Origin of the sequence: Pseudomonas sp. WOUb67 (assembly GCF_050058005.1) — a bacterium.
Taxonomy (GTDB): domain Bacteria; phylum Pseudomonadota; class Gammaproteobacteria; order Pseudomonadales; family Pseudomonadaceae; genus Aquipseudomonas; species Aquipseudomonas putida_R.
Genome location: NZ_CP170112.1, coordinates 5251457 through 5267959, shown reverse-complemented (window position 1 = coordinate 5267959; position 16503 = coordinate 5251457). Strand labels below are relative to the sequence as shown.

At 65.2% G+C, this 16503-nt stretch carries 14 protein-coding genes; 11 read left to right on the top strand and 3 right to left on the bottom strand.

Annotated features, from left to right (window positions below; all coding sequences use genetic code 11):
• Positions 1-355 precede the first annotated feature (355 nt).
• The 3 genes from ABOC32_RS23340 (at position 356) to sfnG (ending at position 2320) form a co-directional block, all read left to right on the top strand.
• Positions 356-613 carry a hypothetical protein gene (locus ABOC32_RS23340; RefSeq protein WP_426809048.1) on the top strand — a complete coding sequence of 86 codons (258 nt, stop codon included), beginning with the start codon at positions 356-358 and terminating at the stop codon, positions 611-613.
• Positions 614-760: 147 nt separating this feature from the next.
• Positions 761-1048: a DUF3077 domain-containing protein gene (locus tag ABOC32_RS23335; RefSeq protein ID WP_426809047.1), complete on the top strand. Its 288-nt coding sequence runs from the start codon at positions 761-763 to the stop codon at positions 1046-1048.
• 177 nt (positions 1049-1225) lie between these two features.
• A complete protein-coding gene (gene sfnG, locus ABOC32_RS23330) occupies positions 1226-2320 on the top strand; it encodes a dimethylsulfone monooxygenase SfnG (protein WP_426809046.1) in 1095 nt (364 codons plus the stop codon).
• A 36-nt stretch (positions 2321-2356) separates the two neighbouring features.
• Here the strand turns inward: sfnG and ABOC32_RS23325 are convergent, their stop codons facing one another.
• Both ABOC32_RS23325 and ABOC32_RS23320 read right to left on the bottom strand, forming a co-directional pair.
• On the bottom strand, positions 2357-3664 hold the full coding sequence (locus tag ABOC32_RS23325) for an NtaA/DmoA family FMN-dependent monooxygenase (RefSeq protein WP_426809045.1): 1308 nt from the start codon (positions 3662-3664) through the stop codon (positions 2357-2359).
• Between the two features lie 138 nt (positions 3665-3802).
• Entirely contained in the window at positions 3803-5887 is a 2085-nt protein-coding gene (locus ABOC32_RS23320) for a TonB-dependent receptor (RefSeq protein WP_426809044.1), read from the bottom strand.
• 219 nt (positions 5888-6106) lie between these two features.
• Between ABOC32_RS23320 and ABOC32_RS23315 the strand changes: the two genes are divergently transcribed.
• The gene (locus tag ABOC32_RS23315) at positions 6107-6925 is read left to right on the top strand and encodes an IclR family transcriptional regulator (protein WP_426809043.1); all 819 of its coding nucleotides are present in this window, start codon (positions 6107-6109) and stop codon (positions 6923-6925) included.
• A gap of 147 nt (positions 6926-7072) precedes the next feature.
• Here the strand turns inward: ABOC32_RS23315 and ABOC32_RS23310 are convergent, their stop codons facing one another.
• Positions 7073-7864 carry an ABC transporter ATP-binding protein gene (locus ABOC32_RS23310; protein WP_426809042.1) on the bottom strand — a complete coding sequence of 264 codons (792 nt, stop codon included), beginning with the start codon at positions 7862-7864 and terminating at the stop codon, positions 7073-7075.
• Positions 7865-7974: 110 nt separating this feature from the next.
• On the opposite strand from ABOC32_RS23310, the gene fepB reads away from it, so the two are divergent.
• The 7 genes from fepB to ABOC32_RS23275 all read left to right on the top strand — a co-directional run bounded on the left by fepB (position 7975) and on the right by ABOC32_RS23275 (position 16447).
• On the top strand, positions 7975-8874 hold the full coding sequence (fepB, locus tag ABOC32_RS23305; protein ID WP_426809041.1) for a Fe2+-enterobactin ABC transporter substrate-binding protein: 900 nt from the start codon (positions 7975-7977) through the stop codon (positions 8872-8874).
• A 2-nt stretch (positions 8875-8876) separates the two neighbouring features.
• Entirely contained in the window at positions 8877-9881 is a 1005-nt protein-coding gene (locus ABOC32_RS23300) for a FecCD family ABC transporter permease (protein WP_426809040.1), read from the top strand.
• Entirely contained in the window at positions 9878-10918 is a 1041-nt protein-coding gene (locus tag ABOC32_RS23295) for a FecCD family ABC transporter permease (protein ID WP_426811651.1), read from the top strand. Before ABOC32_RS23300 ends, ABOC32_RS23295 begins: the two co-directional genes overlap by 4 nt.
• Before the next feature lie 414 nt (positions 10919-11332).
• Positions 11333-11815 carry a formate dehydrogenase subunit gamma gene (locus tag ABOC32_RS23290; RefSeq protein WP_016500667.1) on the top strand — a complete coding sequence of 161 codons (483 nt, stop codon included), beginning with the start codon at positions 11333-11335 and terminating at the stop codon, positions 11813-11815.
• A complete protein-coding gene (locus ABOC32_RS23285; protein ID WP_426809039.1) occupies positions 11809-13368 on the top strand; it encodes a formate dehydrogenase beta subunit in 1560 nt (519 codons plus the stop codon). The genes ABOC32_RS23290 and ABOC32_RS23285 overlap by 7 nt, the downstream gene beginning before the upstream one ends.
• Complete coding sequence (gene fdhF / locus ABOC32_RS23280; protein ID WP_426809038.1) at positions 13365-16247, top strand: formate dehydrogenase subunit alpha; 2883 nt, start codon at positions 13365-13367, stop codon at positions 16245-16247. The genes ABOC32_RS23285 and fdhF overlap by 4 nt, the downstream gene beginning before the upstream one ends.
• Positions 16244-16447 carry a formate dehydrogenase subunit delta gene (locus ABOC32_RS23275; protein WP_012271472.1) on the top strand — a complete coding sequence of 68 codons (204 nt, stop codon included), beginning with the start codon at positions 16244-16246 and terminating at the stop codon, positions 16445-16447. The genes fdhF and ABOC32_RS23275 overlap by 4 nt, the downstream gene beginning before the upstream one ends.
• Positions 16448-16503 lie beyond the last annotated feature (56 nt).

The following is a 16503-nucleotide window of genomic DNA, read 5'->3' as shown; positions in this document are numbered from 1 at the left end:
CAAGGAATTTTCAGGTAAGGCCTGCTTGGTCCTACAAGATAGAATCAGTTTTTTTCCCTTCCGTGTAGTCCATTTCTGAATCATCCTTTTCAAGCCTTTTACCATTGCGATGGAAACCTGAGCCCCCTAGTCTCGACCTGTCGTTGCAAATTCAACGACCGGGTCTGCAAGCCCGTTGCTTGGTCTGGTCTCAGTTTGCTGTTGGCTTCGGTCAATGGTGGCTGCGTGCGGGTGGCCTTCGGGCCAGCCGGGGAACGACCTCCAAGCCCGGTCTTGCAGGCCCGCATGTAGCCGCCACCCTATCATCTGCAAGTGATCTGGCGACGGTCCGACTTGTCATTGTCTGGAGGCTGTCATGCTTAAACTCGTTCCCGATCCACCTTTCACCGCTGACCCATCGCACCACCTGGAAGACACTCTGATCCAGGCCACCGAATACGTACTCTGTGCCTTGTCCGTAGGCCATCACGCCATCTCCACGCTACCCAAGTCTCCCGCCACCATCATGACCCTGGCGGTCATGCATGAAGTGGAGGCTGTGCGTTCGTTGCTGGAGTCGGCGATTGCGCAGGTGCAGTTCAGGAGCAGGCCGCAGATGCATACGTTGCATTGAAGGCACGGGCTGCGCCCGTGTTCGCGGGTGAACCCGCTCCCACAGGATAGGGGGAGCAGCCCCAGGTTTTGATTACTGCGCGACCGCGTAGCAGGGCCGTTGCAGTAGGGTAGCTTCACTTGCCGGCAAAATCAGAAGAGGTTTCAGATGGATAAAGAGTTGGATGACGACACCGGTACCTTGGGCCTGACTGTAGGCTCGGCCACGTTCCTGGACGGTACCATCGACGGCAAGAAGCTGTTCCGTGTCGAACCCGGTAACTGTTGCGACCATGCCGTCGAACAGGCCTCAGTGTTGATGGACTGCTCGCGGCGGGCATCGTTTATCGGGGTGATGGACAACGAACCGGTGCTGGTCTGGGCCTCGCACTTTCTTTGCGACATGGCCAAGGCCTTGATGGATGATGCTCACATGGGCATGCGCAAAAACCGGTGAGTTAGCAGCAAGCGGCGATGTTGCGCAGGCAACAGTGATCCGACAGCGTGTTTGACCACATGCAGCCAACATCGCCGGCCTGTATCGCTAACTCCTTGAAAACCAAGAAAGCCAGCCGTTGGCACAGTTGCTGCTCCTACCTCCGTGAACCCCCAAGGATTCCCGAGGAGCCGCCCCATGAGCCACACCCCGATCAAGTTCGCCTACTGGGTCCCCAACGTCAGCGGTGGCCTGGTGGTCAGCACCATCGAGCAGCGCACGAGCTGGGACATCGACTACAACCGCAAGCTTGCGCAAATTGCCGAAAAGTCCGGCTTCGATTATGCCCTGTCGCAAATCCGCTTTACCGCTGGCTACGGCGCTGACAACCAGCACGAGTCGGTCACCATCAGCCACGCACTGCTGGCTGCAACCGAAAAGCTCAAGGTCATCGCCGCCATTTTGCCTGGCCCGTGGAACCCGACGCTGGCGGCCAAGCAGTTGGCGAGCATCGACCAGTTCACCAATGGCCGAATCGCCATCAACGTGGTCTCGGGCTGGTTCAAGGGCGAGTTCCATGCGGTCGGTGAGCCGTGGCTGGACCACGACGAGCGCTATCGCCGTTCCGAGGAATTCATCCGCGCGCTGAAGGGTATCTGGACGCAAGACAACTTCACCTTCAACGGCGACTTCTATCGCTTCCGTAACTACAACCTCAAACCCAAGCCGCTGCAGCAACCGCACCCCGAGATCTTCCAGGGCGGCAGTTCGCGTGCGGCGCGGGACATGGCCGCGCGGGTGTCGGACTGGTACTTCACCAACGGCAACAGCGTGGAAGGGATTAAGGCCCAGGTCGATGACCTCCGCGCCAAGGCCGCAGCCAATGGCCACTCGGTCAAGGTTGGGGTGAATGCCTTCATCATCGCCCGCGACACCGAGGAAGAGGCGCGCGCGGTGTTGCAGGAGATCATCGACAAGGCCAACCCCGAGGCGGTGCGGGCGTTTGGCCAGGAAGTGAAGCACGCCGGGGCTGCCAGCCCGGAAGGCGAGGGCAACTGGGCGAAATCCAGCTTCGAGGACCTGGTGCAGTACAACGATGGTTTCAAGACCAACCTGATCGGCACGCCACGGCAAATTGCCGAGCGCATTGTTGCGCTGAAGGCCGTAGGGGTAGATCTGATCCTGTCCGGCTTCCTGCATTTCCAGGAAGAAGTGGCGTACTTCGGCGAGCACGTATTGCCGCTGGTGCGTGAGCTGGAAGCCGGGCGCAGCACGGAAAAAGCGGTTGCCTGAGGCCTGCCGGGGCTGCGCAGCAGCCCCCTTGGCCCTTCAATACCGCTGCAGATGCTCGGCAAACGTCGCCCCGTGATACCGCTCACGGAACAACCCGCGCTCTACCAGCCGCGGCACCACCTCATCCAGAAAGCTGTACACCGAGCCAAACGAGCCCCCCGGCGCAGCGATAAAACCATCCATCACCCCCGCCTCGGCCCAGTCGGCAATTTCCGCAACGGCGTCATCGGCTGTGCCAATCACCTGCCAGTGCGCAGCCGACAGCACTTCCGGGCGCATCAGCAGTTCTTCCGGCAGCAGCGACTCACGTTCGATCAGCCGCCGCAGCAAGCTCACATGGGTCCGGCTGGCGCCGGGCAGCAACTGCAGCGGCGGCAAGTCGGCTGCATGAATGCGCCGGTCACTCGGCCAGTTGGCCAGATCGATGCCGATCATCTTCTCGATGGCAGCGTACTTGCGTGCCTTGTCCACCCGGGCGTGGGTTTCCATGAACAGTTCGCGTGCCTGCTGGCGGGTGGGTGCCAGGTACAGGCTCAGGCCAGGCAGCAGGCGAACATCGTCGGCCTGGCGGCCATGTTTTTGCGCGCGACGTGACAGGTCACGGCGCAGGTCCGCAGCGGCGGCCTGGTCGGGGGTAGGGGCAAAAACGATGTCGGCGACGCGCGCCGCGAAGTCCCGACCGCTGTCGGAGGCGCCGGCCTGGATCAGCGGAATGCGTGCGCCCTGTTCGGGCAGGTTGAGCGGGCCCTGCACCTGCAGGAAGTCACCTTGGTGGTTGATTGGCTGAACCTGCGCCGGGTCGGCGTAAACACCGTTTTCGCGGTCGATGCGCAGCGCCTGTTGCGGGAAGCTGCGCCACAGCTGCTGCACCACCTCGGTGAACTCGGCTGCGCGGGCATAGCGTTCTTCGGCGCTGGGCATGGCCGCCAGGCCGAAGTTCTCGTGGCCTTGCAGGGCGGTGACGATGTTCCAGCCAACCCGGCCCTGGCTCAGCCAGTTCAGCGACTGCAACTGGCGTGCGACCAGGTAGGGTGGGAAAAAGGTGGTCGAGACGGTCGACACCAGGCCGATGTGGCTGGTCTCGCGGGTGAGCGCGGCCAGCAGCACGGTGGGGTCGAGGCTGGTGAAGCCCGAGCCGCTTTCCAGGGCGTCGGCCACCACGCAACTGACGTCGGGGCGGAACACGAAGTCCAGGTGCGCGGCTTCGGCGCGGCGCGCGATGTCCATGGCGAAGTCGCTGCCGAACAGCGTTTCGACGCGGCTGTCGGTACGCCGCCAGCCCTCGCCGCTGAGCCAGGTGGGGGCGAGCGACATGCCAATGTGCAGGCCTTTTTTGAATGTCATCAGGGTCTCCAGATGCTGGCTTTTGGTGGTAGGTCTGCTTTGCAGCCCTTCGCGGGCACGCCCGCTCCCACAGGGGTGGGTGATGACCTGTGGGAGCGGGCGTGCCCGCGAAGGGCCGCAAAGCGGCCCCGGTTGGTATCAGAAGGCGCCTTTGATGCCGACACCCACGGTGCGCGGTTCGGTCATGCTCGCTTCGATACCGCCGATACCACGGTTGGTCTGCATATAGGTCGGGGTGCGCTCGTCGAATACGTTCTTCACGTAGGTGTACACCTGCACCTGGTCGTTGAAGCGGTAGCTCATGCGCGCGTCGGCCACGGTGTAGCCGTCGATGGCATAGCTCTTGGTGTTGGCCACGTCCGAGTAGTAGCCGTCGATGTGCCGCACCTGGGCATTGAAGTTCAGGCGGTCGGTAATGTCCCAGCTCGGGCCGAAGCTGACGGTGTAGCCGGGCGAGCGGGCAAACTCGTTGCCGGCGTAGCTGCTGTTGGCGTCGATGTCGTCGATGCGGGTTTGCAGGGCACCGGCGCTGGCCTTGAGGGTGAGGTTGTCCAGCACCCGGTAGTCCGCCGACAGCTCGAAACCATAGGCATGGGCCTTTTCGGCGTTGATGGTGTAGGACTGGGTCAGGCCGGAGGCCAGCACCACCGGGATGTTGTACTGGGCATCCTGCATGTCCATGTAGAACAGGTTGGCGTTCAGGTGCAGGCGGTCGTCCAGCAGGCTGGCGCGGGCGAACAGTTCGTAGTTCCACATGCGCTCATCGTCGAATTCCTCGAAGCGCTTGCTGCTCAGGTTCAGCGACACGCCGCCCGGGTTGTAGCCGCGGCTGACCATGCCGCCGACAGTCCATTGCGGGGTCAGGGCGTAGGCCAGCGACACTTTGGGCAGGAGTGCGGTGAAGGTCTTGTCGTAGTCCAGCCCGTTGGCGGCGAACGGCGAGGTGCCGCTGCGCTGGATCTTGTCCTGTTGCAGGCGCAGGGCGGTGGTGAGCGTCCAGCGGTCATTCAGGCGGTAGCTGACTTCACCGAACACGCCCAGGTTGCGCTTGGTGTCGTCGAAGTCCGAGATGCCACCGTAATACAGGATTTCGTCCGAGTCGGTGCGCGCCAGGTACAGGCCGGCCATGCCGCTGAGGGTGTCCTGCTGCTCGCCAAAGGTGATGCGGCTTTCGTTGGAGAAGTTCTTCTGGCGAATGTCGGCATCGCCGCCGTTCGCCACGCCAATGACCCGGTGCACGTTGGACAACGAGTACTGGGTCTGGTTGAACAGCTTCATGCCGTTGTCCAGCTCGTAATCCACGTCGACGATGTGCGTGTTGCTCTGCTGGTGCCAGCTGGGCATGGTGGCGCCGGCGTGGTTCAGGTCGTGGAAGGGGCGCGAGGCCGCTTCCTGGGTGGGGCGGTTGGAGTCACCGTGGGCGAAGGTGTACTTCAGGCCCAGGCCGGGTACCGCCTCGGGCAGCCACAGCAGTTTGCCGCGCAGGTTCAGGGCGCGGAAGTCCTGGTCGGTGTTGTGGCTGGCAAACGCGGGGTTGGTGTAGTCGATGAAGGTGTCGCGCGCCGAATAGTCCAGCGCCAGGCGCCCGGCGAGGTTGTCGGTGAGTGGGCCGGACACTGCCAGCGAGCTGCGCCGCGAGTGGTAGCTGCCGATCTCGGCCTGGTAGGCCGCCTCGGGGGTAAAGGTCGGGTCCTTGGTCTTGACCACGATGGCCCCGGCGATGGCGTTGGCACCCTGGCTGGTGGTCTGCGGGCCGCGATACACCTCGATGCTGTCCACGTCCCACATCGACGGCGCGCCAAAGTACATCTCGTTGTAGTTCAGGTAGTGCCCATCGAGGTTGATGGTGGCGCGCGGCACGGTGCCGCCCCAGAACACGTTGGCGCCGTTGTTCGGGCCCTGGGTGTCCTGGCCGCGAATGATCGGCGCGCCCACCGTATCGGTGTAGATCACGTTGGGCACGTCGTTGAGCACTTCGTGCACCGAGGCGTTGCCGGTCTTGAGGCTGTCGATTTCGCTGGCGCTTTTCACCGATACCGAAGAGGCGGTGTTGCGCAGGTCTCGCTCGACCTTTTCGCCGCTGACCAGTACGGGGCTAAGGACCAGTTGCGAGCTCCCGGCAGTGGGGCCTTGTTCGGCCAGGGCGTGGGGTGCAGCAAGCAGGGTAGACAGGGTCAGCACACCGAATCCATGGCTGATCGAGCGTTGCGCAGGGTACTTCAAGACAACCTCCAAATGAGAACGATCCTCGTTTGCGGCGCAAGGTATCACGGTGCCATTGTATTCCGCAATAAAGAATCTATTCCTCAAAGTGGTATGGTGCTGCCGGCGTTTGCCAGCACCCGCGCCAGGCCGGGTTGCGGGCGGTATGATAGGCAGCCGCGCTAACCGGCCACCGTGATGGCGCCTGGCCGGATAATCAGAAATGAGGAGATAGCCCCGTTGAACACTTTGCAGTCCCCCGCCGACACGGAGCCCGAGAGCCCGGGCGAGAAGCGTTCCGGCACCATCCAGTCGGTGTCGATCGCTGCGCGGTTCCTGAATGTTCTGGCCAATGCGGAGAACGAACTGAGCCTGGGCGAGGTGGCCCGGCGCACCGGCACCGGCGGCTCCACGGCGCACCGCTACCTGCAAAGCCTGGTGAAGGAGGGGCTGGCCAAGCAGGACCCGGCCAGTGCGTTGTACGACCTGGGCCCGGCCGCGCTCAGCATCGGCATCGGCGCCCTCAAGCGTGTGGATGCCGTGGAAATCGCCGCCCAGCACATGAAGGGTCTGGCCCAGCGGCATGCTGCCAGCGGTGGGGTGGCGATCTGGACCGACCGCGGGCCGACCCTGGTGCGTTGGTACCGCAGCGCCTACTTCTCGATCAACCCGTTGGCATTGGGCGACATCCTGCCCATCGACAACACCGCCTGCGGGCTGATCTTCCAGGCGTTTCTGCCCAAGGCCACCATCGATGCCGCCCGCAAGTTGCAGCCGGCGCATTTTCGCGGCACCCCGCCCAGCGCCAAGGTGCTGGAGCAGATCCGCCAGCATTGCTGGGCCGAACTGACCAGCCACCTGTTGTCCAGCGTGACCGGGCAGGCGGCGCCGGTGTTTGATGCGCAGCAGGAGATTGTGTGCGTGATGACCACGGTGACCGACCTGGGGCAGCTACGGGCGCCGGAGGATCGCCAGGCGTTGTTCCATGAAGCGGGGCTGGTCAACCAGGCTACCGGTGGGCGCATGCTCGGTGCGCCTGAGCCGGTGTTACCGGATTAAGCCTAACCAAAGCCATTGGGGCTGCTGCGCAGCCATCGCCGGCAAGCCAGCTCCCACAGGGACCGCATGGTGCTGAAGGCTTGCGCAGTACCTGTGGGAGCTGGCTTGCCGGCGATGGGCCGCACGGCGGCCCTGAAGAATACAGCCTTAACGGTTTTCACTGCGCCCACGCGGCACCAGCATCGGCGTCCCGCTTACTGGGTCCTCAATCACCAGCCCCGACAACCCGAACACCTGCTGCACCAGTGCCTCGGTAAAAATCTCTGCCGGCGCACCCTGGGCAACGATGGCCCCATCGCGCATGGCCACCAGGTGGCTGGCATAGCGGCAGGCCTGGTTCAGGTCGTGCAATACCGCCACGATGGTGCGCCCTTGGCGGTTCAGGTCGCGCAGCAACTCCAGCAATTCGAACTGGTGGGCAATGTCCAGGTAGGTAGTGGGCTCGTCCAGTAGCAACAGCGGGGTGTCCTGCGCCAGCACCATGGCAATCCACACACGCTGGCGCTGGCCGCCAGACAACGCTTGCAGCGGCCGTTCGGCCAGGTCTTCGATACCCGTCGCGTGCATTGCCCGCTGTACCGCCTGCTCATCTTCGACCGACCACTGTTGCCACAGGCGCTGGTGCGGGTAGCGGCCGCGCGCGACCAGCTCCGCCACGCGGATGCCGTCTGGTGCGTTGGCGCTCTGTGGCAGCAGGGCCAGGCGCCGGGCCACGTCCTTGGCGGGGCGCAACTGGATGTCCTGGCCATCGAGCAGCACCTGGCCGCAACTGGGCGCCAGCAGCCGCGACAGCGCCGCCAGCAGGGTCGACTTGCCGCAGGCGTTGGGGCCGACGATCACGGTAAAGGCGCCATCGGGGATGTCCAGCGACAGGTCGTGCGACAGTGTTCGGTTATCGCGGCGCAGGGTCAGCGCGCGGGCTTGCAGGCGAGGGCTCATGGTCGGTCCTTGGCAATGCATGATTTGCGGAACGTATTCTACATGATGGAATTATCTGCATGAGAAGTATTATCATGCGCAGCTGACTCCCCCCAAGGCGAAGCCCATCGATGAAGCGTTTTCGAGTTTGTGCAGCACTGGCCGCCGTCGCCCTGACGCTGGCTGGCGTAACCCCGACCGTAGCGGCCGCGCCTGCGCGCATCGTCTCCACCACCCCGAGCGTGACCGGCATCCTGCTGGCCATGCAGGCGCCGCTGGTGGCCAGCGCCGCAGCCACGCCCAGCCGCCTGACCGATGACAAGGGCTTCTTCTCGCAATGGGCCGCGGTGGCCGACCAGCGTGAGGTGCAGGTGCTGTACCGCAACCTGCAGTTCGATATCGAAGCCGTGGTGGCCAGCGCGCCGGACCTGCTGGTGGTGTCTGCCACCGGGGCCGACAGCGCTGCGCCGCATTTGGCGGAACTGAAGGCCCAGGGCGTACAGACGCTGGTGGTGAACTACTCCAACCAGTCCTGGCAGGAACTGGCCACCGAGCTGGGCGCGCGCACTGGCCTGCACCAGCAGGCCAAGGCCGTGATCCAGCAGTTCGACGACTACACCCGCGAAACGGCAGCCCGCCTGCAGCCCTCGCCAAGGCCGGTGGTACTGATCGGCTACAACATCGGTGGCAGTTACTCCATCGGCCGCGCCATCAGCCCGCAGGCCCGGTTGCTGACGGCGCTCGGCTTCCAGGTGCGCGAGCTGCCCGAGGCCATGGCGGGGCAGGTGATTCGCGCCACCGAGTTCCAGTTCATTTCCCGCGAGAACCTGGCCGCTGCCATCGGTGATGCCGATGTGTTCCTGCTCAGTGCCGATGACAAAGACGCCCAGGCCTTCCTCAGTGACCCGGTACTGGCCAACCTGCCTGCGGTGCAGCACCAGCGCGTGTACCCGCTGGGGCCCAGCTCGTTCCGCATCGACTACTACTCCGGGCGGCAGATGCTCGACACCGTCGCCGGTTACTTCCGCTGACCATGGCAGGCCAAACCTTGCGCCCTGCGCTGCTGGCAGGGCTGTTGCTGTTGTTGGTGGCAGCGCTGGCGAGCCTGCTGATCGGTTCGCACCCGATTGCTATCGGCGTGGTGTTCGATGCCCTCTACCAGCCCGACCTGCATAACGACGAGCACCTGATCGTGCGCGAGTTGCGCGTGCCACGCACACTGGTGGCGTTGCTGGCTGGCCTGGCGCTGGGCGCGGCGGGTACGGTGATGCAGGCGTTGACGCGCAACCCGTTGGCCGAGCCCGGCCTGTTGGGCGTCAATGCCGGCGCCGCGCTGGCGGTGATCCTTGGCGTCGCGTTGTTTGGCCTGACCCAGGTCAGCCAGTACATCCCGCTGGCCTTTCTAGGTGCAGGTATGGCCGGCATTGCCGTGTTTCTGCTTGGCCAGGCGGGATCTGCCGACAGTAACCCGGTGCGCCTGATACTGGCCGGCGCGGGGCTGAGCATGCTGCTGGCCTCGCTCACGGCAATCGTGGTGCTCAACACCCCGCCGCAGGTCTACGACCATTTCCGCAATTGGGCGGCGGGCTCGTTGGCTGGCAGCAGCACGGCTGCATTGCCATTGCCGACCTTGGCCATCGCCTTGGGGCTGGCCCTGGCGGCAGCCTTGATGCCACAACTCAACGCCCTGGCGCTGGGCCGTGATCTGGGCCGGGCGCTGGGTGTGAACGTACGCATGACCTGGGCGTTGGCGTGCGTGGCGCTGATGCTGCTGGCCGGCAGCGCAACCGCCATTGCCGGGCCGATCGGCTTTGTCGGCCTGGTGGCGCCACACCTGGCACGGTTGCTGGTGGGGCCGGACTACCGGCGCATGCTGCCGTATGCCGCCCTGATCGCGGCCCTGTTACTGCTGGGTGCCGACTTGCTTGGCCGCGTGCTGGCAGCACCCGCGGAGCTGGCCGCCGGAACCCTGGCGCTGTTACTGGGCGGGCCGGCCTTTATCGTACTGATCGGCAGGTTTCGGCTATGTCAGCTGTGAATGGATTGCGCGTGTTTCGGTGTGGGCCCCTGAGCCTGCGCTTCAGCCTGCGTGCAGTGCTGGTCGGCAGCATCTTGTCGTTACTGGTGATAAGCCTGGCGGTGCTGCTGCTGGGGACGGGTAGCCTGCCGATTCGTGCAAGCGAGGTATTGGCCAGCCTGCTGGGGCAGGGTGATAACGCGATGGTGGACCGCATCGTCAGCCGCGTGCGTTTGCCGCGGGTGCTCACGGCGGTGCTGGTAGGCTCGGCGCTGGGCATGGCCGGGGCGATCTTCCAGTCGATCGCCCGCAACCCCTTGGGCTCGCCCGATGTCATCGGCTTTACCACCGGTGCGGCGAGCGGTGCCATCGTGCAGATCATCCTGTTCGATGCCGGGCCGTTGGCCACCGCATTGGCGGCGGTGGCGGCCGGCATGCTCACGGCACTGCTGGTACTGCTGCTGGCGCGTCGTGGGCAGGGCAGCCAGGGTTATCGGCTGGTGCTGGTGGGCATCGGCATGGGCGCCACGCTGTCGGGCCTGAACCAGCTGCTGCTGGTTACCGGCGACCTTGATCAGGCGTTGTTCGCCCAGCTGTGGCTGGCCGGTTCACTCAACACCCGCACCTGGGCGCATGTGATGCCGGCCGCGCTGGGGCTGGCGTTGATTGTGCCGGTGGCTTTGCTGCACAGGCGTGAACTGGCGCTGATGGAAATGGGCGATGGCACGGCCAGCCAGCTGGGCGTGGCGGTGGAGCGGTCGCGGTTTCGGCTGGTACTTGCCGCTGTGGGCCTTACGGCGATTGCCACTGCCGCGGCCGGGCCAATTTCCTTCATCGCCCTGGCCGGCCCGCAACTGGCACGGCGGCTGACACGTACGGCGGGGGTGCCGCTGGTGTGCGCTGCCTTGATGGGCGCAGCTTTGCTGCTGGTGGCGGACTGGCTGAGCCAGCGCCTGGCGGCCACGGCGCAGTTACCGGTGGGACTGGTGACCGGGGTGTTGGGTGGTTGCTATTTGCTGTGGTTGATCACCGCCCAGCGAGCTCAGCAGCCTGAATAGCTGCAAGACCTTGCGCGCTCTGCTCTTGTGGGAGCAACTGTCTTGTTCAAACTCTAAGAGTTTGCCCGATCACTGTGGGAGCGGGCGTGCCCGCGAACACCGGCGAAGCCGGTGCCATCCACCGCGCTGGGTTCTTCGCGGGCATGCCCGCTCCCACAGAAGCAGACTGCGCCGCTGTAGAAAACATTCGCGTCGGTTTCAGGATGCGCCTGGTCGTTCGCACGCTACCCCCTGGCGCCATAAGTGCCATGCTTGCAGGATGCCTTCGGACCAGCGTGCGCAGATGCGCGGCCGTGGGCAAGGAGGCCGTCAGCGCCGCGCAACCGTGACGTGGCCGACGCGCCGCAGCAGAACACGCCGGATACCTGCCCCCACAACAATTCAGGCGGGGTCCGTGATGCCGAGGTCCGCTGTATGCCTGATGAATTGCTCCACCTGCCCGTGATCCAGCGCATTCTGGCCCGCGACAAGGACGCCCCCGGTGCCCTGTTGCCCATCCTGCATGCCATCCAGCACGACATCGGCTTTATCCCCGATGCGGCTGTCCCCGAAATTGCCCATGCCCTGAACCTCAGCCTGGCTGAAGTGCGCGGGGTGATCAGCTTCTACCACGACTTCCGTACTTCGCCACCGGCGCGGCACACCCTGCGCCTGTGCCGCGCCGAATCGTGCCAGAGCCGCGGCGCCGAGGCCCTGGCCGCGCAACTGCGTGATCAGCTGGCACTGGACGACCATGGCACCAGCGCCGACGGCGCCATCAGCCTGCGCCCGGTGTACTGCCTGGGTGCCTGCGCCTGCTCGCCGGCGCTGGAACTGGACGGCCAGGTGCACGCGCGGCTGACCCCTGAGCGGCTGCGCGCCCTGGTGAACGCTTGCCGGGAGGACGCAGCATGCTGAAGCTCTACATCCCCTGCGACTCGGTGGCCCGTGCCGTAGGGGCCGACCAGGTTGCCGATGCCCTGCAGCGTGAGGCCGAGCGCCGCCAGTTGCCGCTGGGCATCCAGCGCACCAGCTCGCGCGGGCTGTACTGGCTGGAGCCGCTGATCGAGTGCGACAGTGCGCAAGGGCGCCTGGGCTTCGGCCCGGTTACGGCGCAAGACGTGCCGTCACTGCTCGATGCCCTGGCCGGTGAACCCGGTGGCCGCTCGCTGGCGTTGGGGCCTGTCGAAGAAATCCCTTACCTGAAAACCCAGCAGCGGTTGCTGTTCGCCCGCGCCGGCATCACCCGCCCGTTGTCGCTGGACGACTATCGCGCCCATGGCGGTTTCGCCGGCCTTGAAGCGGCCGTGGCCCTGAACGGTGCCGATGTGGTCGCGGCCGTGCTCGACTCCGGCCTGCGTGGCCGTGGCGGTGCGGCGTTCCCGGCCGGTATCAAGTGGCGCACCGTGCGTGACGCCGGCGCTGGGCAGAAGTACGTAGTGTGCAACGCCGACGAGGGTGACTCCGGTACTTTTGCCGACCGCATGCTGATGGAAGGTGACCCCTTCCTGCTGATCGAGGGCATGATCATTGCCGGCCTCGCCGTGGGGGCCGACAAGGGCTACATCTATGTGCGCTCGGAATACCCCGACGCCATCCGCGTGCTCGACCAGGCGTTTGCCATCGCCCGTGACGCCGGCTACCTCGGCACCGATGTGGCCGGCAGCGGCCAGGCATTCGACCTTGAAGTGCGGGTGGGTGCCGGCGCTTATATCTGCGGCGAAGAAACTGCGCTGCTCGAATCCATTGAAGGCAAGCGCGGCATCGTCCGCGCCAAGCCGCCGCTGCCCGCGCTACAGGGCCTGTTCGGCTTGCCCACGCTGGTGCACAACGTGCTCACCCTGGCTTCAGTGCCCATCATTCTGGCCAAGGGCGCAGCGTTCTATCGCGATTTCGGCATTGGCCGCTCGCTGGGCACCATGCCGTTCCAGCTGGCCGGCAACATCCGCCAGGGTGGCCTGGTGGAGCGTGCGTTCGGCCTGACCCTGCGCGAGCTGGTGGAGGGCTACGGCGGCGGTACGGCCAGTGGCCGGCCGCTGAAGGCCGCGCAGGTCGGTGGCCCGCTCGGCGCCTGGGTTCCCCCTAGCCACTTCGACACCCCGCTGGACTATGAGGCCTTCGCCGCCATGGGCGCGATGCTCGGCCACGGCGGTGTGGTGGTGGCCGACGACACCCTGAACATGGCCAGCATGGCGCGCTTCGCCCTGCAGTTTTGCGCCGAAGAATCCTGCGGCAAGTGCACCCCGTGCCGTATCGGCTCCACCCGTGGCATGGAAGTGGTCGACCGGTTGATCGCAACGACTGATTTCACCGAACGCCACGACCAGGCCCTGCTGCTGCGCGACCTGTGCGACACGATGCAGTACGGCTCGCTGTGCGCCATGGGCGGCATGACTGCCTACCCGGTTGCCAGCGCCCTCAAGTACTTCCCCGCCGATTTTGGGCTGACTACCACGGAGGCCGCGCAGTGATCAATTTCTTCGACCCCGCTTCTGATAAAAGCAGCGACCTCGGCACCCCGGCCCGTGACAGCGACGTGCAGGTCAGCCTGAGCATCGACGGCCGCGCCATCAGCGTGCCTGCCGGCACCTCGGTGATGCGCGCTGCGGCCATGCTCGGCACCAGTATCCCCAAATTGTGCGCCACCGACAGCCTCGAAGCCTTTGGCTCGTGCCGCATGTGCATGGTGGAAATCGACGGCATGCGCGGCTACCCGGCGTCCTGCACCACGCCGGTCAGCGAAGGCATGGTGGTGCGTACCGAAACGCCACGCCTGGCCGGCCTGCGCCGCAACGTGATGGAGTTGTACATTTCCGACCACCCGCTGGACTGCCTGACCTGCTCGGCCAACGGCAACTGCGAGCTGCAGACCGTGGCCGGCCAGGTGGGCCTGCGCGAGGTGCGCTACGGTTACGACGGCGCCAACCACCTGGCCGAGAAAAAGGACGTCTCCAACCCGTATTTCGACTACGAGCCCAGCAAGTGCATCGTCTGCAGCCGCTGCGTGCGCGCCTGCGAAGATATCCAGGGCACCTTCGCCCTGACCATCACCGGCCGCGGTTTCGAGTCGCGGGTGGCGGCTGCGGGTGGCGATAACTTCCTCGCCTCCGAATGCGTGTCGTGCGGCGCCTGCGTGCAGGCCTGCCCAACCGCGACGCTGACGGAAAAGAGCCTGGTGCAGCTTGGCCAGCCCGAGCGTTCGGTGATCACCACCTGTGCCTACTGCGGCGTGGGTTGTTCGTTCCGCGCCGAAATGAAAGGCGACCAGCTGGTGCGCATGGTCCCGGACAAGAACGGCGGCGCCAACCACGGCCACGCCTGCGTCAAGGGCCGCTTCGCCTGGGGCTACGCCACCCATCCGGACCGCATCACCAAGCCGATGATCCGCAAGCGCCTGGAAGACCCGTGGCAGGAAGTGAGCTGGGACGAAGCGGTAACCTACGCTGCCAGCGAGTTCCGCCGCATCCAGCTCAAGTACGGGCGCGACTCCATCGGCGGCATCACTTCCAGCCGCTGCACCAACGAAGAAGCCTACCTGGTACAGAAACTGGTGCGCACCGCGTTCGGCAACAACAACGTCGATACCTGTGCGCGGGTGTGCCACTCGCCCACCGGCTATGGCCTGAAACAGACCCTGGGTGAGTCGGCCGGCACGCAAAGTTTCGATTCGGTGATGCAGGCCGACGTGGTGCTGGTGATTGGCGCCAACCCCACTGACGCTCACCCGGTGTTCGGCTCGCAGCTCAAGCGCCGCCTGCGTCAGGGTGCGCGGCTGATCGTGATCGACCCACGGCGCATCGACCTGGTCGACTCCCCGCACGCCCGCGCCGAGTTGCACCTGCAACTGCGCCCGGGCACCAACGTGGCCATGCTCAACGCCCTGGCCCATGTGATCGTCACCGAGGGCCTGCTGGCCCAGCGCTTCATCGATGCCCGCTGCGAAACCGAAGACTTTGCCCGCTGGCGCGATTTCGTCAGCCTGTCCGATAACGCTCCCGAAGTGCTCGGCCCGGTCTGCGGGGTGCCCGCCGAACAGATCCGCGCTGCGGCGCGCCTGTATGCCACCGGTGGCAACGCGGCCATCTACTACGGCCTGGGCGTGACCGAGCACAGCCAGGGCAGTACCGCCGTGATGGGCATCGCCAACCTGGCCATGGCCACCGGCAACATTGGCCGTGAAGGGGTAGGGGTGAACCCGCTGCGCGGGCAGAACAACGTGCAGGGTTCGTGCGACATGGGCTCGTTCCCCCACGAACTGCCCGGCTATCGGCATATTTCCAACGAAGGCGTGCGCGCGGAGTTCGAACGCGCCTGGGGCGTGACCTTGCAGCCCGACCCGGGCCTGCGCATCCCCAACATGTTCGAGGCAGCGCTGGACGGCAGCTTCAAGGCGCTGTACTGCCAGGGCGAGGACATCGCCCAGAGCGACCCCAACACCCAGCATGTCACGGCGGCCTTGCACGCCATGGAATGCGTGGTGGTGCAGGACATCTTCCTCAACGAAACGGCCAAATTCGCCCATGTGTTCCTGCCGGGCAGCTCGTTCCTGGAAAAGGACGGCACTTTCACCAACGCCGAACGGCGCATTTCCCGGGTGCGCAAGGTCATGGAGCCGTTGGCCGGCAAGGCCGACTGGGAAGCCACCGTAGCCCTGGCCAACGCCTTGGGCTACCCGATGAGCTACCGCCACCCGTCCGAGATCATGGACGAAATCGCCCGCCTGACGCCGACCTTCCGCCGTGTCAGCTACGCCGAGATCGACCGCCATGGCAGCCTGCAGTGGCCGTGCAACGACGCGGCGCCCGATGGCACGCCGACCATGCACATCGACCAGTTCGTGCGTGGCAAGGGCCGCTTCATGCTCACCGGTTATGTGCCCACCGACGAGAAGGTCAACAACCGCTACCCGTTGCTGCTCACCACCGGTCGCATCCTCAGCCAGTACAACGTCGGCGCCCAGACCCGGCGCACCGGCAACGTCGCCTGGCATGACGCCGACCGCCTGGAAATCCACCCGACCGACGCCGAAAGCCGTGGTATTCAGGACGGTGACTGGGTCGGCATTGGCAGCCGCGCCGGGCAGACTGTGCTGCGCGCCAAGGTCAGTGCGCGGGTGGCGCCGGGGGTGGTGTACACCACGTTCCACTTCCCTGAGTCGGGGGCCAACGTGATTACCACCGACAACTCCGACTGGGCCACCAACTGCCCCGAGTACAAGGTGACGGCAGTGGAAGTGGTGAAAGTGTTCCAGCCGTCGCAATGGCAGAAGCGTTACCAGGACTTCAGTGATGAACAGCGGCGCTTGCTGAAGGAGCGCCGTACCGCGGAGAAAGCCGAGGTGCGCCGATGAGCAGCGACAACCTGGTCAAGATGGCCAACCAGATTGCCCATTACTTCGACAGCGAGCCAAACCGGGCGCTGGCGGTGCAAGGGGTGCGGCAGCATCTGCAGAGCTTCTGGACGCCGGCCATGCGCCGGCAACTGGCGGAGTGGATCGAGGCCAATGCGGGGGAGGGCCTGGACCCCAAGGTGCGCGAGGCGATGGCCTAGATTTTGAGGCAGAAGGGAAGCCCTGTGGGAGCGGGTTCACCCGCGAATGCGTCGTC